This is a genomic window from Arthrobacter sp. B3I4 (genome assembly GCF_030816855.1).
Classification (GTDB): domain Bacteria; phylum Actinomycetota; class Actinomycetes; order Actinomycetales; family Micrococcaceae; genus Arthrobacter.
Genome location: NZ_JAUSYK010000001.1, coordinates 2,590,108 through 2,612,579, shown reverse-complemented (window position 1 = coordinate 2,612,579; position 22,472 = coordinate 2,590,108). Strand labels below are relative to the sequence as shown.

The window sequence follows — 22,472 nt, the reverse complement described above, 5'->3', positions numbered from 1 at the left end:
TGGCGGTTATCAGTCGTCAGCTTTTTTGTCCTAGTGTCTACTCCTATGAGTGATGTTCTTGAATTGGCCGCCGTCAGCGTTGTACGCGGGGCGAAGACGCTCCTCGACAAGGTTGACTGGCAGGTCAAGGAGGGTGAGCGCTGGGTGATCCTGGGTCCCAACGGCGCCGGCAAGACCACTTTGTTGCAGGTAGCCGCCGCCCGCCTGCACCCCACGTCCGGCATGGCCGGGATTCTTGAAGAGATCCTCGGCGCCGTGGACGTGTTCGAACTCCGCCCCCGGATCGGGCTGTCCTCCGCCGCCCTGGCGAACCAGATTCCGGAGCACGAAAAGGTGCTTAACGTCGTCGTTACCGCCGCCTACGGTGTCACCGGCCGCTGGCGTGAGGGTTACGAAAAGGACGACGAGCGCCGCGCCTTCGCCCTGCTCAACGAGTGGGGCATGGGGCCGCTGCTCAACCGTCCGTTCGCCTCGCTCTCTGAAGGCGAACGCAAGCGGGTGCAGATCGCACGGGCCCTCATGACGGACCCCGAACTGCTGCTCCTCGACGAGCCTGCGGCCGGCCTTGACCTGGGCGGCCGTGAGGACCTGGTCCACCGGCTCAGTGAGCTGGCCCGCGACGAGACCGCCCCCGCGATCGTGCTGGTCACCCACCACCTCGAAGAGGTCCCGCCGGGCTTCACCCACGCGTTGCTGATGCGCGACGGCGGTGTGGTTGCCTCCGGCCCGCTGCAGGAAGTGCTGACCGCGGAGAATCTCAGCAAGACGTTCGGCGTTGACCTGGACGTCAGCGAGTCCGCCGGCCGCTACAGCGCCACCGCGCGCCGCTAGAGGCTCCCGACAGCACGTGGAGTTCTTCAGCAGCGTCCTCATTTTCTTCGCCGGGCTCTGGGCCGGCACCATCAACAGCGTGGTGGGTTCCGGCACGCTGGTCACTTTTCCGGTGCTCATCGCCCTCGGCTACGCGCCCGTCACCGCCTCCATCAGCAACGCCATGGGCCTGGTGGCCGGCAGCGCGGCGGGTGCCTGGGGGTACCGTAAGGAACTCGCCGGGCGGCGCAGCCAGCTCCTCCGCCTGCTTCCCGCCTCGCTGCTCGGCGGGATCACGGGCGCCTACCTGCTCCTGCACCTGCCGGAGACGGTCTTCCACTACGCCGCGCCCGTCCTGATTGTCGTCGCCCTGCTCATGGTGGTGTTCCAGCCCCGGCTGCAGCGCTGGGTGCAGAACCGGGAGGAAAACCCGGAGCACGCCATCAGGGACAAACGGCACGGCGTCCTGCTCGTGGTGCTGGTGTACTTCGCCGGCGTCTACGGCGGTTACTTCGTTGCGGCGCAGGGCATCCTGCTGGTCGGCATCCTAGGGGTGTTCATGGCCGGAACCATCCAGAACGCCAACGCCATGAAGAACATCCTGGTCCTCGGCGTGAATATCGTCGCGGCCGTCTCCTACCTGCTCTTCGCCTTCGAACGGATCAGCTGGACCGCCGTCGGGCTGATCGCGGTGAGCTCGCTGATCGGCGGGCTGGTCGGTTCCAAGGTGGGCCGCCGCCTCTCACCCCCGGTGCTCCGCGGGGTCATCTTCACCCTGGGACTCGTGGCCCTGGGTTTCATGATCGCCAAGCTGCTGCAGTGACCGCGCCGTGAACTTCCACTACCTCGAATCCGCGGCCGACCCGCGCGTCACCGACTACACCCAGCTCACCGACGTCCACCTCCGCAAGCTCCGCGAACCCGCCGAGGGCATGTACATTGCCGAATCCTCCCGGGTACTGCGCCGGGCCCTGGCCGCCGGGCACCGGCCGCGCTCCTTCTTCCTGGCCGAGAAATGGCTGGCGGACCTCGCCGATGTCTTCGAGCAGCACCCGGACGTGCCGGTCTACATCGGTTCGGCCGCACTGCTGGAGGAAATCACCGGCTTCCACCTGCACCGCGGAGCCATGGCCGCCATGCAGCGGCCGGCCCCTGTCCCGTTGCCGGAGCTGCTCGCCGGGGCGCGCCGGGTGGCCGTCCTGGAAGACATCGTGGACCACACCAACGTAGGGGCGATCTTCCGCTCCGCAGCCGCGCTGGGGGTCGACGCCGTGCTGGTTTCCCCGCGCTGCGGTGACCCGCTCTACCGGCGCAGCGTGCGGGTCAGCATGGGCACCGTCTTCCAGGTGCCGTGGGCGCGGCTCGCGGAATGGCCCGCAGACCTGCCGGTGCTGAAGGAGCACGGCTTTGTCGTGGCAGCCCTGGAACTCACCGGCGACGCGGTGGACGTCGACCAGCTCGCCGCCCGCAATCCGGAGAAACTCGCGCTCGTGCTGGGCACCGAGGGCGCCGGGATGAGCGACGAGACCCTGGCCGCCGTCGACCTCGCCGTGAAGATCCCGATGCGCCCCGGAGTCGACTCGCTGAACGTGGCCGCCGCCTCCGCCGTCGCGTTCTGGGAGCTGCGGCCCCGCGACTAGCGGCAACCGGGCGACGGCCGGCAAAGCGCGAGGGACGCGGACGCGGCGGTTCGTCCCGCCCGCGGATCTGGGCTACTATTGGTAGCTGGCCGTTCTGCGTCTTTCGGCGCAGTCAGCCATCCCACTCATACCTGGCAGCTGGCAAAATCCAGTTGCGCGAACAAAGGTCCAATTATGCAGTCTGATATCCACCCGAAGTACGAAGCTGTTGTTTTCAACGACCTGGCTTCCGGCGTCAAGTTCCTGACCAAGTCCACCGTGTCTTCCTCGAAGACCATCGAGTGGGAAGACGGCAACACCTACCCGGTCATCGACGTCGAAATCTCCTCCGAGTCCCACCCGTTCTACACGGGCAAGCAGCGCATCATGGACTCTGCAGGCCGCGTCGAGCGCTTCAACGCTCGCTTCAAGGGCTTCGGCGGCAAGAAGTAACTTCTTCCCCAAGTCATCTGGAAAAGCCCGCACCGGCAACGGTGCGGGCTTTTTGCATTCCGGCCGGTTTCCGTTGCCGCCGTCGGCTGTGGGCCCGGCTTAGGTTTGACCCGGGCAGTGGGGCAGGATTGACGGTATGACTTCCTTCCCTTCCCCCGCAGCGATTCCAGAGGACGACGGCGGCCGCCGCCACGGCGAGTACAAGGTCCCCGGCGGCAAACTGATCGTGGCCGACGTCGAGGTCGTGGACGGTGCGCTGGCGGCCGTCTCAATCAGCGGGGACTTTTTCCTGGAACCCGACGAGGCCCTGCTGGATATTAACCGCAGCCTCACCGGCCTTCCCGCGGACACCGGCGCCGCCGACCTGGCCGCCGCCGTCAGGGCAGCGCTTCCGGAGGACGCCGTGCTCTTCGGCTTTTCCGCCGACGCGGTCGCCGTCGCGGTCCGCCGGGCGCTGGCCAAAGCGACCGGCTGGGGCGACCACCACTGGAACATCATCGGCCCCTCGGTGCTGCCCACCCACGTCAACGTCGCGCTGGACGAGCTGCTCACCGAAGAGGTCGGCGCCGGCCGCCGCAACCCGACTCTGCGGTTCTGGGACTGGGAGGAACCCTCGGTCGTCATCGGCAGTTTCCAGTCCGTCCGCAACGAGGTCCAGCCCGAGGGCGTCAGCCGGCACGGCATCAGCGTCGTCCGCCGGATCAGCGGGGGAGGCGCGATGTTCATGGAGGCAGGCAACTGCATCACCTATTCGCTCTACCTGCCGCAGACCCTCGTGGACGGGCTCAGCTTCGCCGACTCTTACGGCTTCCTGGACGCCTGGGTCATGGCGGCACTTGAAAAGGTCGGGATCAACGCGTTTTACGTGCCGCTGAACGACATCGCCACCGACCAGGGCAAGATCGGCGGCGCCGCCCAGAAACGCCTCGCCAACGGCGGTATGCTGCACCACGTGACCATGAGCTACGACATCGACGCCGACAAGATGGTCGAGGTGCTGCGGATCGGCAAGGAGAAACTCTCCGACAAGGGCACCACGAGCGCCAAGAAACGCGTCGACCCGCTCCGCCGGCAAACCGGCCTGGCCCGCGCCGAGATCGTCGCGGCCATGATGGAGGTCTTCACCGAACGCTACGCGGCCACGCCGGCGGAGCTGACTGAGGCCGAACTGGATGCCGCCCGCGAACGGGTGCAGGCCAAGTTCGGCACCCAGGAGTGGCTGCACCGCGTCCCGTAACTGGCGCCGGAGCCGGGCCGCGGGCGGGACTCAGCAGCCGATGGGCTACGCGGTGCGGGCCTGTGCCGTCAGGGCGCGCAGCAGCTGGCTGCGCTGTTCGATGATGATGCGCCGCAGCGCCCGGGGTGCCCCCGGGTGCTCCGCCAGCCAGGCGTCGGTGCGTACGATGACCGGGTGCTCCGCGGGGACGCCGCCGTCGAGGTCCTGGCCGGACGGGTAGAGCCCGCGGACGATCCGGCTGGCGATTTCGATGCTGCGGTCCGCCCAGACCCGCTCGAGGCAGTCAAAGTACGGCTCCACATAGCCCGACAACAGGTCGGCCGGGGCCGTGGTGAAGCCGGCGATGGTGGCGCTGAGCAGCTGGTTGGACAGCGCCGTGCCCTCGACGGCGGCGTCCCAGGCGGCGGCCTTGACCTTCGGGTCGGGCCGGGCCGCCATGGCTGTGGCGTGCCCAGACCTGCCCGAAGCGGTGTTGTCCCTGGCCAGTTCGGTATGCAGGTCTTCCGGGTCGGCCTGTCCGTTCGCGGCGAGGGCGTGCCAGAGGTTCCAGCGGAGCTCGGGATCCACCGAGAGCCCCTGGACCACGGTGCTGCCGTCCAGCAGGCCCTTCAGGAGCTCAAGCCGTCCGTCGTCGAACCGGCTGGTGGCGGCGGCCGAACGGGCCCAGGCCAGCTGCTGGTCGGAACCCGGGCCGGCCTTTTCGAGTTCTGCGGCGGCGGTGTCCAGGAAGCCGCGGCGTACGGCGCCACGCCGGTCCGCGGGGACGTAGCGCTCGATGGCGGTGGAAGCGTTGCCCAGCACGTTCAAGAGCACGCCGATGCCTGATTCGGCCGGGCCGAAACGCTGCACGGCGTCGACGTAGCGGGCCGCCGGGGTCTCGGCGTCCCGGGCGGAATCCCACAGCGCGGTCCAGCACAGGGCACGGGCCATCGGGTCGCTGATGCTGCCCAGCGAGCTGCGGACGGTGGCTTCGGACTGCGGATCGAGCCGGACCTTGGCGTAGCTCAGGTCATCGTCATTGACCAGCAGCAGCGCCGGCCGCGGTTTGCCGGCCAGCCCGGGGACGAGGGTGCGGCCCCCTTCGACGTCGGTTTCCACGCTGTCCGTGCGGACCAGCGCGCCGGCGGTGTCGACGTTGTAGAGGCCGATCCGCAGCCGGTGCGGCCGCGGTTCCTGCCGGCCGGTGATCGGGTCCTCGGCCTGCTGGACCACGGCCACGGAGCCCAGTACGCTGTCGTGTTCCGCAATATCAGCCGAAAGCGTTGAAATGCCGGAGGTCTGCAGCCACTGCCGCGCCCAGGTGCCAAGGTCCCGGCCCGAGGCGTCGCTCAGTGCGGCGAGCAGGTCCTGCAGGGTGGTGTTCCCGTAGGCGTGCTTCCGGAAGTACTGGCGTGACCCGGCGATGAAGGCTTCGAATCCCACGTACGCGACCAGCTGTTTGAGCGCCGAGGCACCTTTGGCATAGGTGATCCCGTCGAAGTTTTGCTTCGCGGCCTCAAGGTCCGGGATGTCGGCGACGATTGGGTGCGTGGTGGGCAGCTGGTCCTGGACGTACGCCCAGGCCTTGCGGTTGTTGGCGAAGTTAACCCACGCGGTTTCCCAGCCGGTGGTGCGGTCCACCCCCAGGGTGCCCATGTAGTCGGCGAAGGACTCCTTGAGCCACAGGTCGTTCCACCACTGCATCGTGACGAGGTCGCCGAACCACATGTGCGCCATTTCGTGCAGCAGGGTGTTGGCGCGGCCCTGGTACTGGGAGTCGGCGGCGCGGGAGGTGAAGACGTAGCTTTCCGTGAAGGTGACGAGGCCGGGATTCTCCATCGCACCCAGGTTGTATTCCGGCACGAACGCCTGGTCGTACTTGCCCCAGGGGTATGGGAAATCGAAGAGTTCATTGAAGAAGGCCAGGCCGTTCCGGGTCAGCCGGAACAGTTCTTCAGCGTCGAAGGACGGCGCCATCGAGGCGCGGCAGTACAGCGCCAGGGGCACCTCCAGTGCAGAGCCGTCCGCGAGCGTGCCGTGCCAGGTGTCTTCGGCCTTGAAGTACGGCCCGGCCAGGACAGCGGTGACGTAGGTGGACATCGGCTTCGTCGGGGCGAAGTCCCAGCGGCTGGTTTCCGGGTCGCTGCCCAGCTGGGTCCGCTGGGATTCGACGCCGTTGGAGGCCACCTGCCAGCCGGAGGGTGCCAGAACGTGGAAGGTGAACTCGGCCTTGAGGTCGGGCTGTTCGAAGTTCGCGAAGACGCGGCGCGCGTCGGCGGGCTCATACTGGGTGTAGAGGTAGCACTGCCCGTCGGCGGGGTCGAAGAACCGGTGCATGCCCTCCCCGGAGGTGCTGAACAGGGCCGTCCCGGTCACCATGACCTGGTTTTCGGACTGCAGGTCCTCCAGCCGGATCCGGGAACCGTCCAGCACGTCCGCCACCGGCAGGTCGGTGCCGTTGAGGACGACGCTGTGCACCTCGCCGGCGATGAAGTCAAGGAACGTGGACGTGCCCGGTTCGCTCGCGGAGAAGGTGATGACGCTGCGGCTGGGGTAGCCTGCGACGCCGGGATCAGCCGCCTGCCGGACGTCCAGGGTGACGTCGTAGCTGTGGGTGGTGATCAGGGCTGAGCGGGTCGCCGCTTCGTCGCGGCTCAGGTTCTGGTTCGGCACTCCGCTATCTAACCACGGGCAGCACCGCCGGACGGCGGCGCTGCCCGTGGCGCGGTCCGGCACGCCCCGGAGCGGAATCAGCGGCCCGCGACCAGGACGACGGCGGCGCCCAGGCCCAGCGCGGCGATCAGAGCCCAGGCGGCCAGCGCGGCCAGCAGGGAACGGGTGCCGGTGCGGAGCAGGTGCCGCACGCGCACCGCCGAGCCGAGACCGAACAGGGCCATGCCGAGCAGCAGGTCCTGCAGCACGGCGGCGGCCTCCAGCGCCCCGGGGGAGAGCCAGCCGGTGGACCGCAGGACCACCGCGGCAAGAAACCCGACAACAAACAGCGGCACCACCGGCGGGAGTTTTCCGTCCGCAGCGGCGCCCGCCCGGTGGTGGACGCCGGCGGCGGCCACCATGGGCGCCAGCAGCAGCACGCGGGTGAGCTTGACGATGACGGCGACGGCGAGCGCCGACGCCCCCGCGGTCTGGGCGGTGGCGACAACCTGCCCGACGTCGTGCACCGAGGCCCCGGCCCACGCACCGAACGTCTCGGCCCCCAGCCCCAGCGGCACGGCCACGAGCGGCAGCACCCCGATCGCGAGCGTGCCGCAGAGCGTGACCAGCGCTACCGGCAACACGGTGTCCTGCGGCTTGATGCGGCGCACCGCGGCCATCGCCCCGATCGCAGAGGCCCCACAGATGGCAAACCCGGTCGCCATGAGCAGGGGGACCGGAGCCGGCAGCCGGAACAACCGGCCGATGCCGTAGGTCCCCGCAAACGCCGCCAGCACCACCCCCGTGATCAGCAGCAGCGCGGGCCAGCCCAGGCCCAGCACGTCGACCACGCTGACTTTGAGTCCCAGCACCACGATGCCGCTGCGCATCAGGTGTTTGCCGGCAAAGCCCAATCCGGCCCGGCCGGGACCGGCGCTCCAAGCGGACAGCCCGGGCACATTGGCGGTGAACAGGCCCAGCAGGACCGCCACTGTCATGGCCGGCAGCGCGGGCAGGGCGGCGTGGACGGCGAGGGCGACGCCGACCGCGGCGGCGCAGGCGAGCAGGCCAGGCAGCAACGGCCGCAGCCGGCGGGCTCGTGGCAGGAACGCTGGCAGGAGCGCTGGGTGGGAAGGAGGCACGCTTTCTACTCTGCCGTACCCGGGGGTTCCGGCGTGCGCCGCAACACGCCCCGCCGGGTGGACGGAGGTGATTTCGCACGGAAAAATATGGTTGGCTAGTGGGCATGTCTGACCTTTTCCAGGATTACTCAGAGGCAGCCGGCCGCAGCGGCGCCTACGACGAGATGTTTGCGCCGGGCCAGCAGGCCCGGCGCTCCTACGGCCAGGTCGCCGGTGCGCTGCGGGAGCTGTCGCTGGCCGACGTCACCGCCCGCGCCGATTCCATGGCCCGGACCTTCCTGGACCGGGGCGTCACCTTTGACTTCGCGGGGGAGGAGCGGCCCTTCCCGCTGGACATCGTGCCCCGGGTGATCCCGGCCGACGAGTGGGCCGTCCTGGAGCGCGGCGTCGCGCAGCGGGTCAAGGCTCTTGAGGCTTTCCTCAACGACGTGTACGACAAGATGACCGTGGTCTCCGACGGTGTGATCCCGCGCCAGCTCGTCACCACCAGCGCGCACTTCCACCGCCAGGTCCAGGGCTTCGAGCCCGCCGGCGGGGTGCGGGTCCATATCTCCGGCATCGACGTCGTCCGGGATGCGGCGGGAACGTTCCGGGTCCTGGAAGACAACGTGCGGGTCCCGTCGGGCGTCAGTTACGTGCTCGAGAACCGCCGCGCGATGGCTAAAGGCCTGCCCGAGGCGTTCGGGCAGCAACTCATCCGCCCGGTGGAGGAGTACCCCCGCCGGCTGCTGTCGGCACTGCGCAAAACCGCGCCGTCCGGCGTCGACGATCCCACCGTGGTGGTCCTGACCCCGGGTGTGTTCAACAGCGCCTACTTCGAGCACACCCTGCTGGCCGGTCTGATGGGCGTGGAGCTGGTCGAGGGCCGTGACCTGATTTGCCGCGGCAACCGCGTTTACATGCGCACCACCGCCGGCGAGCAGCGCGTGGACGTGATCTACAAGCGCATCGACGATGAGTTCCTTGACCCGCTGCAGTTCCGCTCCGACTCGATGCTGGGCTGCCCCGGGCTGGTCAATGCCGCGCGCGCCGGCGGCGTCACGATCGCCAACGCCGTCGGCAACGGCGTCGCTGACGACAAACTGGTCTACAGCTACGTGCCCGACCTGATCCGCTACTACCTCAACGAAGAGCCGGTGATCGCGAACGTGGACACCTTCCGGCTTGAGGAAAAGGACGCCCGGGAACACGTCCTGGACCGCCTCGACGAACTCGTGGTCAAGCCGGTCGACGGTTCCGGCGGCAAGGGCCTGGTGATTGGTCCGGACGCGTCCCGGGACGAACTCGATGCCCTGCGCAAGCGCATCATCGCGGACCCGCGCGGCTGGATCGCCCAGCCGGTGCTGCAGCTCTCCACGGTGCCGACGCTTAGCGGCGACAAGTTCGGTCCGCGGCACGTGGACCTGCGCCCCTTCGCGGTCAACGACGGCGACGACGTCTGGGTCCTGCCCGGCGGCCTCACCCGGGTGGCGCTGAAAGAGGGTTCCCTGATCGTGAACTCCAGCCAGGGCGGCGGTTCCAAGGACACCTGGGTGCTGGCCGATTCCCCGCAGGTGCCGGTGGAGGTCCTCCCGCGTCCCGCCATCGCGGTCCGCGAACGCGTGTCGGTCTGGCCGGTGGAGAGCAACTGGCGGGACAGCCAGAAAGAACAGCAACAGCAGCAGATTTCCGACGCGCAGGAGGTAGCCGCGCATGCTTAGCCGTATTGCCGAATCACTGTTCTGGATCGGCCGCTATGTGGAGCGGGCCGACGGCACCGCCCGGATCCTGGACGTCCACCTGGAACGGCTGAACCACCTGCCGATGGAGGAGCAGCGCAGCGTCGCGCGGGAACTCCTCGCCGTCATGGGCGCCCGGCCGCAGTCCGAGGACTTCGGCCTCGATGAGCTGCTGCACGCCCTGGCCTACGACAAGACCAGCGCCACCTCCATCGCCGGCTCTCTCGGCGCCGCCCGGGAGAACGCCCGGCGGGCCCGCGAAACCGTGTCTTCCGGCCTGTGGGAGAGCCTGAACACCACGTACTACGGGTTGAACCAGCACCGCAAGGACGTCGTGGGAACCTACCGCTTCTGCAACTGGGTGCTCGAGCGCACCGCGATGGTCAGCGGCCTGGCGGACACCACGGTCAGCCACGACGAGAGCTGGCTGTTCCTGGTGCTGGGCCGTTCGCTGGAGCGGGCCGACATGACCGCGCGGATGCTCTCCACCCGGGACGTGCTCTCCGCCGGCATGTCCTGGGTCAACATGCTCCGCTGCGCCGGCGCCTACGAGTCCTTTTTGCGGACCCGCCGGGCAGCGTTCGGCGACCAGCACGCAGCCGAGTTCCTGCTGCTGGACCGGCTCTTCCCGCGCTCCATCGTCTACGCACTGCGTGACGCAGACGACTGCCTCGCCAAACTGGACCCCTCAGCCCAGCGCGTCGGATTCATCAACGATGCGCGCCGGATCGTGGGCCAGGCCCGGACGTTCCTGGAGTTCCACCGCACCGATGACTTGATGTCCGAACTGCCCGAGCACATGGAACGGGTGCAGAAAGCCGTCTCCCAGGCCTCGGATGCTATTTCCCGTAAGTACTTCAATCAGGCAGACGAACTGGCCTGGGTGGGAGAAGTTTCATGACCCGGCTCAGCATCACCCACAAAACCGCGTACAAGTACAACAAGCGCGTGACGCTCTCCTACAACGAGGCGCGGATGACGCCGCTGACCGATCCGCAGCAGGTGGTGCTGGAATCCTCGATGAAGGTCTCGCCCACGCAGGCGGCACTCAGCAGCTACCGCGACTACTGGGGCACCCGCGTCACCGCGTTCGACATGCAGATGCCGCACGAGCACCTTGAGGTCCTTTCCACCACGACCGTCGAGGTGCACCGGGTGGAGCGCATTCCCGCAGAGGCCGACATCGTCGGCTGGGACGTGCTGTCCGCGCCCGAGACCCTCAACCAGTTCAGCGACTGGATCCCGCAGTCCCAGCTGACCGGCCCCGGCGCCGAAGTGCTGGGCCTCGTGCCAGACGTCGTGGAAGGGCGCAACCCGCACGAGGCCGCCATGGCGGTCTTTGAATGGATGCGCGGCGAAATGACGTACATGAAGGGCTCCACCGGCGTGACGACCAACGCCGAGCAGGCTTGGAACCAGCGCCAGGGGGTCTGCCAGGACCTCGCGCACCTCGCCATCGGGGCCCTGCGCAGCTGCGGTATCCCGGCACGGTATGTGTCCGGGTACTTGCACCCGCGTTCGACGGCGGCGCTTGGCGAGACGGTCGCCGGACAGTCGCACGCGTGGCTGGAATGGTGGGACGGCGAGTGGCGCAGCTGGGATCCGACCAACCACAAACCGGCCGGCGACTTCCACGTGACGGTGGCGCGCGGCCGCGATTACCGCGATGTGCCGCCGCTGAAAGGCATCCTGTCCGGCGGCGGCGGCTCCACGCTGTCCGTCACGGTGGAGATCACCCGGCTGGCCTGATTCCGCCTGGTGATCCCCGGCTTGATCCCGGGCGCGTTCCCGCCGGCGGGGGCGCGTTCCCGGCTTCTGCGGTTATTCGAGCCCGGAGCGGGTGGCGTCGTCCAGCGGCGTCCACCAGGTCAACGGCGGGACGATCTTGAAGCGCCGGCCGGTCACGGACTCCGGCGTAATCCGGACGAAGTGCTCCTTCTTGCCTGCCTGCCAGGGGAACAGCAACAGACCCACCGTGTCCAGAACCTCTTCCTGGTTCTTCACCGCGGCGGCCTGGCCCTTGATGACCACACTCCAGGCAACACCGGTGTCCGAGTCGACGCCGTCAGCCTCAACGGCCACCGGGGTGTCACCGGTCGCGGCCTGCAGCTTGGTGCCGTCCGCGGTACGGAACACGAGCGTCCCGTGGTCCACCTTGTAGTTGATCGGGAAGATATCGGGATGGTCGTCCACCCAGACCGCCAGCCTGCCCACGCTGACGGTGCGGAGCATCCGCCAGCACTCGTGGTTGTCCAGGTTCTCGACGTCGTGGGGCGGGTTGCCGACCGGCTTCGGATCACTCATGGCGCCGAGCTTACGGCAGCCAGCGTCCGAAGAGATAGGGCATAACGGCCTGCCGGCGTAATAATCCTGCCGCCGGGAGGGTCCCAGCGGCCCGAACGGGCGTATTCTGACAGCACGTCATCGGTGCGGATGAACGTCATGGAGTTGGGGGGGGCATAGTGCAGTCGATAGACAACGACCCGGGCCCAGTCAGGCCGGGCACCCCCAAAGTGGAGGACCTGCTGCGGGATTTCGTGTCCCGGGGAGGTGAGCTGCTGCAGTCCCAGGAGCGGATGGCCGGCCTGCTGGAAGCTGTCGTCGCACTGGCCGAGGACCTTAGCCTGGAGGCCGTCCTGGAGCGGGTGGTTCGCTCCGCCTGCGATCTCCTGCACGCCAGCTACGGAGCCCTGGGCGTGATGGGGGACAACGGCGCCCTGAGCCATTTCATCACCGTCGGAATCGATGACGAACTCGGCCACAAGATTGGCCTGGTGCCGACCGGCAAGGGCGTGTTGGGACTGCTGGTCGCCGAGCCACGGCCGTTGAGGATGCGGGACCTGCGCACTCATCCGGAATTTCAGGGGTTTCCCGAGCACCACCCGGTCATGCGTTCCTTCCTCGGCGTACCGGTCCGCATCCGCGACACGGTGTTCGGTATTCTGTACCTCACCGAAAAGGAGGACGGCGGTGACTTCAGCGACGCCGACGAGGGACTTGCGGTCGCGCTGGCGGCAGCTGCCGGCGTCGCGGTCGAAAACGCGAAATTGTACGACGACGCGCGGCGCCGTGCACGGTGGCTGGAAGCCTGCATGGACGTCGCCGGTCTGATGCTGGCCAGCGACCGGGACTACACCGCCGTCGGGCTGGATCCCGTCGCCGCCCGGGCACTTCAGGAATCCGAGTCGCAGCTGGCACTCATTGTGGCGCCCGCCCCGTCGGGGGAGGGCCACATCGTCGCAGGCGCTGCGGGCGGTATGGCCAGGGAGTTCAGAGGTAGGACGCTGACTCTCGACTCAAGTGAGCTGCAGGAAGTGCTCGCGGGTGGCGAACCCGTCACCTTTGACAACGCCGCCGCGGTGTTGGACGTGCTCGACGCCGGCAGCTCGGGGCCCCTGCTCGCGGTCGCCCTGAGCACGCAGGGCGCACACCACGGCCTGCTCCTGCTGGCCCGCACGCCGGAAGCCCGCCACTACGCGCGCACCGACGTTGAGATGGGCGCTGTTTACGGCTCGCACGTCGCCCTGGCCCTCGAGCTGGCCCGGGTGCACCGGCTCCGGGAAGAACTGTTGGTGTTCACGGACCGCGACCGGATCGCCCGTGACCTGCACGACCTGGTCATTCAACGGCTCTTCGCCGCGGGGCTGAGCGTCCAAAGCCTGGCCCGCTTCACGAAGGATGACCTCGCCACCGAGCGGATCCGCAACATCACCGGTGAGCTGGACGAAGCGATCCGCAGCCTGCGTGACACGATTTACTCGCTGCGCAGCAGCAGTGGTGAAGCTGAACTCCTCAGCGGCCGGATCCGGCGGGTCACCCGCAGTACCGCCAAGTCGATGCCCTTCACCCCGCGGCTGACCCTAACCGGCCCGGTGGACGCCGTGCCCTCGGAGAAAGCGGACAATGTTGTGGCCGTTGTTTCTGAGGGATTGAGCAACGCTGTCCGGCACTCCGGGGCAGACGCCATCTCGGTCTCCGTCGCCGCCATCAACGGCCGGATCACGGTGGTGGTTACCGACAACGGGTCGGGGTTTCCCGCGGCTACACCACGCAACGGGCTGGCGAACCTGGAGGACCGGGCGCGGATGCTCGACGGCGAGTGCAACATCGTGTCGGCGCCGGATGAGGGCACGAGCGTGGAGTGGTCAGTTCCGCTCTAGCCCGTTCCGCTCCTCGTTGTCGTCCTAGCGGACGCTGTGCTGCCGGCCTTCGTGTTGACGCCCGGCCTCAGCTGTCACGGGCAGGGGTGTGGTCGCCGGCCCGGCCGGGCTGGCGATGAAGACCGCCGCCTGTGTGCGGCGCTCGAAGCCCAGCTTGGCAAGAAGGGATGACACATAGTTTTTGACCGTCTTCTCGGCGAGGAACATCTCGGCCGCAATCTGGCGGTTGGTAAGGCCGTTGCCGACCAGTTCCAGCACCCGGCGTTCCTGCGGTGTAAGGGCTGCGGTCCGCGGATCCAGCTCCTGGGTTTCGACCATGCTGTCGACGATGCCCGCGGCCACGCCGTCGTCGAACAGGCTTTCGCCAGCAGCCGCACGCCGCAACGCGCCGATCAGGTCGGTCCCACCGATTTCCTTCAGAACGTAGCCTGAAGCGCCGGCGAGGACGGCCCCGCGCAGCGCCTGTTCGTCGTCGTAACTGGTCAGTATTATGCAGTTCAGCGCCGGATCAACCGAGCGGACGTCCCGGCAGACCTCGATTCCGGTGCCGTCCGGCAACCGGGCATCAAGCACGCAGACATCGGGGTGCAGGGCAGGAATACGGCGGGTCGCCTCCACCGCTGACCCTGAGCTGCCCACCACCAAGAAACCCTCGCCTTCCAAAAGCTCCTGAAGGCCACGGCGGACCAGCTCATGGTCATCGAGGATAAAGACCCGGATCACCGCGTGGTGCTCCTCGGCCGGTGTAAGACCGGCATCTGACCAGGCGAACATGTTTCTCCCCTTCGACATCGTTCTTCCATTGTGAAACCCCCACGCCCTTAATGGCCGCGAAATCCGGATATTTCTTTCCGGCGCACAGCAATATTCTGTCCCAGGCGCGGCGCCGGGGAAGGGCCGTTGGGCCCCGGAGGATTCCCGGCGGTTTCCGCTCCAAGGCCGTGACTTTCGGCCCTAGCCACCCCCGGGGACGGGCACAAGGGTTGAGGCTAGCTGCGGGGCACACGAAGGGACTACACATGGGCGAGGCAACGGGCATCCGGACGATACTGGTCGGAGTGGACGGTTCGGATGCTTCGGTGGAGGCGCTCCGCCGGGCCCGGGAGTTGGCAGTTGCGTTGTCGGCCAAAATCGTGGCGCTGGCATGCTGGGATATCCCGCCCGTTTACGACGGCTACGTGGCGATGGGCATCGACGACTTCGATGTCCGGGCGTCGGAGATCCTGCAGGAAACCGTGGATAAGGCCTTCGGCGAGAGCATGCCCGACTATGTCGAGACCCGGCTGGTCCAGGGTCATCCGCGGCGGGTCCTCATCGATGAGAGCCGCCGTGCCGACATGATCGTCCTGGGCCGGCGCGGCCACGGCGGGTTCGGCGGCCTGCTGCTGGGTTCGGTCAGCTCAGCCCTGGTCGCGCACGCGCACTGCCCCGTTCTGGTGGTCCACACGCCCGAGCAGCCGGAGCAGCGGTAGGCCGTTACACCGGTTCACCGGAAAGCGGCGCCTGTGCTCGACTGCGTCTCTGTGCCGACGGTGCCTGCGTGCCCGACGGCGTGCCGACCAAGAGAACCGGCTACTCGAACGAGGACCGGCGCGGGTCTGAAAGCCTGGTCCGCCAGACGTCCGGACTGTTGACCTTGAACCGGCGGCCCGTGAGGGCCTTGGGGGCCAACCGCACATAGTAGTTTTTCTCACCGGGCTGCCACGGCTCCAGGAGCAGCTCGTCCACCGCGTCCTTCTCCGCCTGGTCCTCGACCAGTTCCGCTTCGCCGCGGGCGACGACGCTCCAGGCAGTCTGCTCGTGCTCGTCATAACCGTCGATCTCAAACGCCACCGGCTTGGCGGTGATGGCGCCCCACAGTTTCGTGCCCCCGGCGGTGCGGAACACGATCGACCGGCGCTGCAGCACGAAGTTCACCGGAAAAACCTCCGGGTGGCCGTCCACGATCAGCGCTATCCGGCCGACGACTTCGCTATCGAGCAGCACCCAGCACTGGTCCATGGACAGCTGGAAATTGGGGGGAGGCGTCGTCGTAGTCACAACTCCACGTTACGGACCGCCCCCCGGCCACATTAGGGCCAATCGGCCCGTGGCCGGACCGCCACCGGCCTGCTAAGCAGAGGCCTACCAGGGGCTCGGCTTGTAGTCCTTCAGGAAGACGCCGTACTGGTCCTCGCCGGCCTCGCCCATGACGATCGGATCATAGACCCGGGCAGCCCCGTCAACGAGGTCCAGCGGGGCGTGGAAGCCTTCCTCCATGAGCCGCACCTTGGTGTAGTGCGGCCGCTCGTCGGTGATCCAGCCGGTGTCGACGGCGGTCATCAGGATGCCGTCGGTTTCCAGCATCTCCTTGGCACTGGTGCGGGTCATCATGTTCAACGCGGCCTTGGCCATGTTGGTGTGCGGGTGCCCGGGCCCTTTGTAGGCCCGGGAGAACTGGCCTTCCATGGCACTGACGTTGACAATGTACTTCCGCCGCGCCGTGGACCGTTTCATCGCCCCGCGCAGCCGGCTGACCAGCAGGAACGGCGCGGTCACGTTGCACAGCTGCACCTCGAGCATCTCCAAAGGATCGACTTCGTCCACCACCTGGGTCCAGCTGTTGATCGTGGCGAGGTCCGGAACCAGGCCCCCGGCGTCGATGGCGGTACCGGACGCAATCCGCTCCAGGGAGGCGGAACCGGTCGACAGCGCCAGCGAGGTGATCGCGTCACCGGCCAGGACCGGGTGGTCCAGCACGGAGCTGGCCAGAGCCAGCGGGTGCTTGTCGTGGGCGTGCCCGAAGGTGACAAGCTCCGGCCCGCCGTTGGCCACCTGCAGTTCCGCCGGCAGCGGCTCATCTTCGGCGTCCACGAGCGGCTGGTAGGCGTTCCCTGAGCGGCGGACGGTCTGGGCGGCGTTGTTGATGATGATGTCCAGCGGCCCCGCAGCGTCGAGGGAATCCGTCAGGGCCATCACCTGCGAGGGGTCGCGCAGGTCAATCCCGACGATCCGCAGCCGGTGCAGCCAGTCGGCACTGTCCTCCATCGCGGCGAAGCGCCGAGCGGCGTCCTTCGGGAAGCGGGTGGTGATGGTGGTGTGGGCGCCGTCGCGGAGCAGCCGCAGCGCAATGTACATGCCGATCTTGGCCCTGCCGCCGGTCAGCAGGGCGCGGCGGCCGTTCAGGTCGGTGCGGGCGTCGCGCTTGCTGTGGCTGAAGTGCGCGCATTCCGGGCACAGCTGGTGGTAGAAGGCATCCACCTGGGTGTAGTGCTGCTTGCAGATGTAGCACGGCCGCGAGCGGAGCAGGTGCCCGGCCACTTCACCGGTGGCGGACGGCGCCAGCTTGTTGCCGCGCGTCTCATCGTCGATCCGGTCCGGTGCCGCGGTTGCGGTCTGGGCTATAACGGCGCGGTCCGCCTCGGCGATGAGATCCCGTTTGGTGACCCTGCGGTGGCGCTTAACCGCTTTGAACATCTTGCCGGTCGCCCGCCGGATGGAGACGTAGTCAGGGTGTTCCTCGTCGTAGACGTGGATGCTGTTCAGCACCTTGAGGCAGGCTGCGATTTCTGCCGGGGTCAGTGCAGGGGCCGCAGGCGCGGGTTCGTTGGGCAGATGGGGAGAGCTCATTGGCCCAATTTTACAGTCTGCCCGGCGCGCGCCACGACGCCTGCGCCGGGCCGGTTAGTCCGCCTTGGTAGTGGCCTTGCCGGGCAGCTCGACGCCGACGGCGGCGGCGTGCACCTCGCCCACCTTTTCCACGGACTCCCTGCCGGCGGGCCAGTTCTCGGTGGCGGTGCGCACGGCATCGGGCACCAGGTAGAGGTTTGCGGCCGAGAGGGCCCGCTCGTCATCGCCGGGCTCGGGCACCTGCTGTCCCTTGGCAAGGACGGTGATGCCGGAATCGGTGACCTTGAAGCCGCGCGCACGGTCCAGTTCGGCGTCCAGGCCGATCGCGGCACCGGCCGGGATCCGCACGTTCTTATCGATGATGGCACGCTTGATGACGGCCCCGGCCCCCACCTGCACCTTGTCCATCAGCACGGAGTCGAGGACCCGGCTGGCGGTGCTGACGTAGACGTCGTTGGCGAGTACCGAGCCCTCCACGATGCCGCCGGAGATCACGACGCCCCCGGCCACGATCGAGTCCAGCGCGGTGCCGACGGTGTTGCCCTCGCCGCGGACGAACTTGGCCGGCGGGGAGATGCTCTGGCGCGTGTAGATGGGCCACTGGGAGTTGTAGAGGTTGAACACCGGCACGGGGGAGATCAGGTCCATGTGGGCGTCGTAGAAGGAATCGATGGTGCCGACGTCGCGCCAGTACGTGCGGTCCCGCTCGGTGGAACCGGGGATGTCATTGAGGGTGAAGTCGTAGACCCCCGCCTCGCCCTGGTCCACGAAGTACGGAATGATGTCACCGCCCATGTCGTGTTTGGTGTCGAGCCGTTCGGCGTCGACGTGGAGCGCCGCGACGAGGGCATCGGCGTCGAAGACATAGTTGCCCATGGAGGCCAGGAACTGGCTGGGGTCCGCCGCGAGCCCCGGTGTGGAGGACGGCTTCTCCACGAACGCCGCGATCTTCTCCGGGTTGTCCGGGTCCACCTCGATCACGCCGAACTGGTCCGCCATGTGCAGCGGCTGCCGGACTGCCGCAACTGTTGCCTTGGCCCCGCTGGCAACGTGCTGGCTGACCATCTGCGCGAAGTCCATCCGGTAGACGTGGTCCGCGCCGACGACGACGACGATGTCGGGGTTGGCGTCATGGATCAGGTTCAGGGACTGGTAAATCGCGTTCGCACTGCCCAGGAACCAGCTCTTACCGACACGTTGCTGGGCGGGAACGGAGGCAATGTAGTTGCCCAGCTGCGTGGACATGCGCCACGTCTCGGAAATGTGACGGTCCAGGCTGTGGGATTTGTATTGCGTCAGGACGACAATCTGCAAGTAATTCGAATTCACCAGGTTGGAAAGGGCGAAATCAATGAGGCGATAACTGCCGGCGAACGGTACGGCGGGCTTGGCCCGGTCGGCCGTCAACGGCATCAGCCTATTTCCCTCGCCACCTGCAAGGACGATGGCCAAGACTTTTTTCTGCTGCGGCATGATGATCGCTCCTGAACGCCTTCGTATCTCCCCAAAACCGTCCGGTGTGCCCGGACCTCTTCACACTAGAACAGATCAGCTGGAACGACTACCTTGGGGTTTGTGCGAATAGACATAGTGACGAAAGAATTCCCGCCCGAAATCTATGGGGGCGCCGGCGTCCACGTGGCCGAACTCAGCCGGGTGCTGGCCCAGAAGGTGGACCTGAAGGTGCGGGCCTTCGGTGCGCCACGCGATCCCGACTACCACGGCGCTACCGTGACGTCCTACGCCGTACCGGAGGATCTGGCCGGGGCCAACACCGCGGTGCAGACCCTCGGCACGGACCTGAGGATCGTCCCCGACGTTGCGGGCGCTGACCTCGTGCACTCGCACACCTGGTACGCCAACATGGCCGGGCACATCGCCGCCCTGCTGCACGGCATTCCGCACGTGCTCAGCGCGCACAGCCTGGAACCGCTTCGGCCGTGGAAGGCCGAGCAGCTCGGCGGCGGCTACGCGTTGTCCTCCTGGGTGGAAAAAACCGCCTATGAGGCTGCCGCCGCGATCATCGCCGTGTCGGAAGGAATGCGGCAGGACATCCTCCGCAGCTACCCCGACGTGGACCCCGCGAAGGTCCGGGTAGTGCACAACGGCATCGACGTCAGCCTCTGGAACCGGGACGAGGGCGAGGACGCCGTCCGGGCCCTCGGAATGGACCCGTCGCTGCCCAGCGTCGTCTTCGTGGGCCGGAACACGCGGCAAAAGGGCGTTCCCTATCTGCTCCGCGCCGCAGCCAAGCTGCCCGCCGATGTCCAGCTGGTGCTGTGCCTGGGTGCTGCGGACACGCCCGAGCTCGCCGCGGAGACCGCCCGGCTGATCGAGGAACTGCAGGCGCAACGCAGCGGCGTCATCCTGGTGGAACGGATGCTGCCACGGCATGAACTGATCCAGGTCCTCAGCCACGCCACCGCGTTCGCCTGCCCCTCCATCTATGAGCCGCTCGGCATCGTGAACCTGGAGGCCATGGCTTGCGGGGCCGCAGTGGTGGCCAGCGCCACCGGCGGCATCCCGGAGGTCGTCCAGCACGGCGAGACCGGTTTGCTGGTGCCGCTCGAGCAGGTCACCGACGGAACCGGCACCCCGCTGGATCCGGAGAAGTTCGTGACCGAGTTCGCCGCCGCCCTGACCGAGGTCGTCTCCGACCCGGCGCGGGCGCGGGCGATGGGCCGGGCCGGCCGGCAGCGCGCCGAGGAGCACTTCTCCTGGGAATCCATCACGGAAACGACGCTCGAGGTCTACCGCTCAGTGCTGCCGCAGTAACGACGCTGGCCGCAGTATCGACGCCGGCTGGCAGTAACGACGACGGCGCCGCCCCCGTGGGAGGCGGCGCCGTCGTCGTGTCCGGCGCGGGCGCCAGCCGAAGGCCTCAGCCGCGCGGGGACCGGCCCTTCTGTGGGTTGCCGGACTTGCCGGACTTACCGGACTTACCGGACTTGCCGGCATGCGGCTTGTCACCGCGGGGCGCGCGGGCGAGCAGGATCTTCTCATCCACCGGCCCCTGGCCGCTGGCACGCTGCTGCCGGAAGAACTCGCGGGCCTCGTCCTGGCGGAACTTTTCCGCTCCGCTGGCAATCGCGGCCCGAAGGTGCTCAGGGGCAAAGCCGAACGCGTCCACCAGGTCCAGGGCATGCGGGCGGATCTTGACCAGCAGCCGGTTGATGTAGTCGCCGACGGTACGGGCGCGCTGCATCGAGAGCCGGCCGTGCATCAGGTACCAGGACAGGTTCTTCTCGATCAGGGACAAGCCGAACAGGTCCCGCAGCCAGGTCAGCACGGCCTTGGTGCCCGGATCGGCGACCTTGCCCAGCGCCTCGGTGAAGGCCTCCCACTGCAGCAGTTCAGCGTGCGCCTGCGCAGCTTCGATGAGCTCGTTCTGGTGGCTGTTGAACAGCGCGGCCGCCTGCTGCTGCGGCAGCTTGTTCGCACCCTTGAGGGCACTGCCGACTTCGGCCACCATGGCCTGGACGCGCTCCGTGAGCAGGGCCCGCTGGCCCGCCTCATCCTTGATGGCGCTGGCGGCCTTCTGCACCGAACCGGAGTCGGCGACGAACTGCGCGACGCCACGAAGGCCGGTGCGGTGGATCGCGGCTCCGCCTGCCTGCCCCACGACGTACCGCGCCAGCACGCCGAAGTCAGCGTTCCGGAACTCCTTGGCATAGTCGGCCAGCAAGCGCTTGGCGACCAGCTGCAGCAGCACCGTGTTGTCACCTTCGAAGGTGGCGTAGACGTCAAGGTCGGCGTGCAGCGAGGCGAAGCGGTTCTCGATCAGGAAACCGGCGCCGCCGCAGGCCTCGCGGCATTCCTGCAGGGTATCGAGGGCGTGCCAGGTGCTGAGCGGTTTCAGCGCCGCGGCGAGGGTTTCCAGGTCCTGCCGGTCCTCGTCGGTGTCGGCCCGGCCGGAGAAAACGTCGTCGAATTTCTGCAGCAGCTGTTCGCTGGCGAAGCTCGCGGCGTAGGTGGTGGCGAGCCGGGTGAACAGCCGGCGCTGGTGCCGCTGGTAGTCCAGCAGGACTTCCTCCTCGGTGTGCGAGGAAGCGTTGAACTGCCGGCGCTCGGAGGCGTACTGGATGGCCGTCTTGAGGGCGAGCTTGGATGCCGTCACCGCGGCGCCGTCGAGCGACACGCGGCCCTGGACCAGGGTGCCGAGCATGGTGAAGAAGCGGCGGCCCGGGCTGGCGATGGGTGAGCTGTAGGTGCCGTCGGCGTCGACATTGCCGTAGCGGTTGAGCAGGTTCGTCCGGGGGATCCGCACCTGGTTGAAATGCAGCCGGCCGTTGTCGATGCCGTTCAGTCCACCCTTGACGCCGTCGTCCTCGCCGCCGATGCCGGGCCGGAACTCCTTGGTGTCCGGGTCGCGGAGCTCCATGTAGAAGGCGTGCACGCCGTGGTTGACGCCGTTGGTAATCAGCTGGGCGAAGACGACGGCGGCCAGGCCGTCGTTGGCGGCGTTGCCGATGTAGTCCTTCCAGGCCGCGCGGAACGGTGTGTGCACGACGAATTCCTCGGTCGCGGCGTCGTAGGTGGCGGTGGTGGCGATGCTGGCGACGTCCGAGCCGTGGCCGGTCTCCGTCATGGCGAAGCAGCCCGGGATCTCCAGGCTCATGATGCCGGGGAGCCACTTGCGGTGGTGCTCCTCGGTGCCGAGGTGGTTCACGGCGGAGCCGAAGAGGCCCCACTGCACACCGGCTTTGATTTGCAGCGAGGGGTCCGCGATCACCAGCTCCTGGAAACCGGCCACGTTGCCGCCGTGCTCGTCCGAACCGCCGACTTCCGCGGGGAAGGCGCGGTGCACGGCACCGTTGTCGACGAGGACCTTGAGCTGGCCGAAGACACGCTCGCGGTGCTCGGTGTGGGTCAGGCCTTCAATTTTGTGCAGTTCCGGCCGGCCGGCGAGTTCCCGGGCCTGCCGGCGGACCGCTGCCCATTTGCCGAGCAGCTGTTCGCCCAGGGCGGCGACGTCGACGGCGGGGGTGCCGCCCGCGCGCGCCGGCGCCGTTGCGGTTCCCGGCTTAGCTGCCGGGGAAGTGGTGTGGCCCGCGGTGCGGTCCGCTAATTCAGTCATGTCGATTCCTTCGTTG

19 protein-coding genes are annotated in these 22,472 nt (G+C 67.8%); 11 read left to right on the top strand and 8 right to left on the bottom strand.

Annotated features, from left to right (window positions below):
* Window positions 1-45 precede the first annotated feature (45 nt).
* The 5 genes from QFZ61_RS12430 to QFZ61_RS12410 all read left to right on the top strand — a co-directional run bounded on the left by QFZ61_RS12430 (window position 46) and on the right by QFZ61_RS12410 (window position 4,119).
* Window positions 46-831, top strand: coding sequence for an ABC transporter ATP-binding protein (locus QFZ61_RS12430; protein WP_307036443.1), 786 nt, complete (start codon window positions 46-48; stop codon window positions 829-831).
* 16 nt (window positions 832-847) lie between these two features.
* Window positions 848-1,633 carry a sulfite exporter TauE/SafE family protein gene (locus QFZ61_RS12425; protein ID WP_307036442.1) on the top strand — a complete coding sequence of 262 codons (786 nt, stop codon included), beginning with the start codon at window positions 848-850 and terminating at the stop codon, window positions 1,631-1,633.
* Window positions 1,634-1,640: 7 nt separating this feature from the next.
* Window positions 1,641-2,450: an RNA methyltransferase gene (locus tag QFZ61_RS12420; protein WP_307036440.1), complete on the top strand. Its 810-nt coding sequence runs from the start codon at window positions 1,641-1,643 to the stop codon at window positions 2,448-2,450.
* A 174-nt stretch (window positions 2,451-2,624) separates the two neighbouring features.
* A complete protein-coding gene (locus QFZ61_RS12415; RefSeq protein WP_056739465.1) occupies window positions 2,625-2,882 on the top strand; it encodes a type B 50S ribosomal protein L31 in 258 nt (85 codons plus the stop codon).
* A gap of 136 nt (window positions 2,883-3,018) precedes the next feature.
* Window positions 3,019-4,119, top strand: coding sequence for a biotin/lipoate A/B protein ligase family protein (locus QFZ61_RS12410; RefSeq protein ID WP_307036437.1), 1,101 nt, complete (start codon window positions 3,019-3,021; stop codon window positions 4,117-4,119).
* 45 nt (window positions 4,120-4,164) lie between these two features.
* Here the strand turns inward: QFZ61_RS12410 and pepN are convergent, their stop codons facing one another.
* Together pepN and QFZ61_RS12400 are read right to left on the bottom strand one after the other, a co-directional pair.
* On the bottom strand, window positions 4,165-6,771 hold the full coding sequence (gene pepN / locus QFZ61_RS12405) for an aminopeptidase N (protein ID WP_307036435.1): 2,607 nt from the start codon (window positions 6,769-6,771) through the stop codon (window positions 4,165-4,167).
* A 77-nt stretch (window positions 6,772-6,848) separates the two neighbouring features.
* A complete protein-coding gene (locus tag QFZ61_RS12400) occupies window positions 6,849-7,856 on the bottom strand; it encodes a YeiH family protein (protein ID WP_373427201.1) in 1,008 nt (335 codons plus the stop codon).
* A 140-nt stretch (window positions 7,857-7,996) separates the two neighbouring features.
* Between QFZ61_RS12400 and QFZ61_RS12395 the strand changes: the two genes are divergently transcribed.
* The 3 genes from QFZ61_RS12395 to QFZ61_RS12385 are packed head-to-tail and all read left to right on the top strand — an operon-like array spanning window position 7,997 to window position 11,359.
* On the top strand, window positions 7,997-9,592 hold the full coding sequence (locus tag QFZ61_RS12395; RefSeq protein WP_307036433.1) for a circularly permuted type 2 ATP-grasp protein: 1,596 nt from the start codon (window positions 7,997-7,999) through the stop codon (window positions 9,590-9,592).
* On the top strand, window positions 9,585-10,511 hold the full coding sequence (locus QFZ61_RS12390; protein ID WP_307036431.1) for an alpha-E domain-containing protein: 927 nt from the start codon (window positions 9,585-9,587) through the stop codon (window positions 10,509-10,511). Before QFZ61_RS12395 ends, QFZ61_RS12390 begins: the two co-directional genes overlap by 8 nt.
* Window positions 10,508-11,359 (top strand): transglutaminase family protein, encoded by an 852-nt coding sequence (locus QFZ61_RS12385; RefSeq protein ID WP_307036429.1) that lies wholly within the window; start codon window positions 10,508-10,510, stop codon window positions 11,357-11,359. The genes QFZ61_RS12390 and QFZ61_RS12385 overlap by 4 nt, the downstream gene beginning before the upstream one ends.
* 72 nt (window positions 11,360-11,431) lie before the next feature.
* Here the strand turns inward: QFZ61_RS12385 and QFZ61_RS12380 are convergent, their stop codons facing one another.
* Window positions 11,432-11,914 (bottom strand): pyridoxamine 5'-phosphate oxidase family protein, encoded by a 483-nt coding sequence (locus QFZ61_RS12380; RefSeq protein ID WP_307036427.1) that lies wholly within the window; start codon window positions 11,912-11,914, stop codon window positions 11,432-11,434.
* Between the two features lie 158 nt (window positions 11,915-12,072).
* On the opposite strand from QFZ61_RS12380, the gene QFZ61_RS12375 reads away from it, so the two are divergent.
* Window positions 12,073-13,770, top strand: a complete 1,698-nt coding sequence (locus QFZ61_RS12375) for a GAF domain-containing sensor histidine kinase (RefSeq protein WP_307036426.1) — start codon at window positions 12,073-12,075, stop codon at window positions 13,768-13,770.
* Between the two features lie 24 nt (window positions 13,771-13,794).
* Here the strand turns inward: QFZ61_RS12375 and QFZ61_RS12370 are convergent, their stop codons facing one another.
* On the bottom strand, window positions 13,795-14,544 hold the full coding sequence (locus tag QFZ61_RS12370; protein WP_307036424.1) for a response regulator transcription factor: 750 nt from the start codon (window positions 14,542-14,544) through the stop codon (window positions 13,795-13,797).
* A 245-nt stretch (window positions 14,545-14,789) separates the two neighbouring features.
* Between QFZ61_RS12370 and QFZ61_RS12365 the strand changes: the two genes are divergently transcribed.
* Window positions 14,790-15,242, top strand: a complete 453-nt coding sequence (locus QFZ61_RS12365) for a universal stress protein (protein ID WP_307036421.1) — start codon at window positions 14,790-14,792, stop codon at window positions 15,240-15,242.
* 100 nt (window positions 15,243-15,342) lie between these two features.
* On the opposite strand, the gene QFZ61_RS12360 is transcribed toward QFZ61_RS12365, so the two are convergent.
* The 3 genes from QFZ61_RS12360 to glgC form a co-directional block, all read right to left on the bottom strand.
* Window positions 15,343-15,771 carry a pyridoxamine 5'-phosphate oxidase family protein gene (locus QFZ61_RS12360; protein ID WP_307038178.1) on the bottom strand — a complete coding sequence of 143 codons (429 nt, stop codon included), beginning with the start codon at window positions 15,769-15,771 and terminating at the stop codon, window positions 15,343-15,345.
* Between the two features lie 123 nt (window positions 15,772-15,894).
* Window positions 15,895-17,379 carry an SDR family oxidoreductase gene (locus QFZ61_RS12355; RefSeq protein ID WP_307036419.1) on the bottom strand — a complete coding sequence of 495 codons (1,485 nt, stop codon included), beginning with the start codon at window positions 17,377-17,379 and terminating at the stop codon, window positions 15,895-15,897.
* Between the two features lie 54 nt (window positions 17,380-17,433).
* Window positions 17,434-18,852, bottom strand: coding sequence for a glucose-1-phosphate adenylyltransferase (glgC, locus tag QFZ61_RS12350; protein ID WP_307036417.1), 1,419 nt, complete (start codon window positions 18,850-18,852; stop codon window positions 17,434-17,436).
* A 102-nt stretch (window positions 18,853-18,954) separates the two neighbouring features.
* Between glgC and glgA the strand changes: the two genes are divergently transcribed.
* Window positions 18,955-20,154 carry a glycogen synthase gene (gene glgA, locus QFZ61_RS12345; RefSeq protein WP_307036415.1) on the top strand — a complete coding sequence of 400 codons (1,200 nt, stop codon included), beginning with the start codon at window positions 18,955-18,957 and terminating at the stop codon, window positions 20,152-20,154.
* A 106-nt stretch (window positions 20,155-20,260) separates the two neighbouring features.
* Here glgA and QFZ61_RS12340 read toward each other — a convergent pair whose 3' ends face one another.
* Window positions 20,261-22,456, bottom strand: a complete 2,196-nt coding sequence (locus QFZ61_RS12340) for an acyl-CoA dehydrogenase (RefSeq protein ID WP_307036413.1) — start codon at window positions 22,454-22,456, stop codon at window positions 20,261-20,263.
* Window positions 22,457-22,472 lie beyond the last annotated feature (16 nt).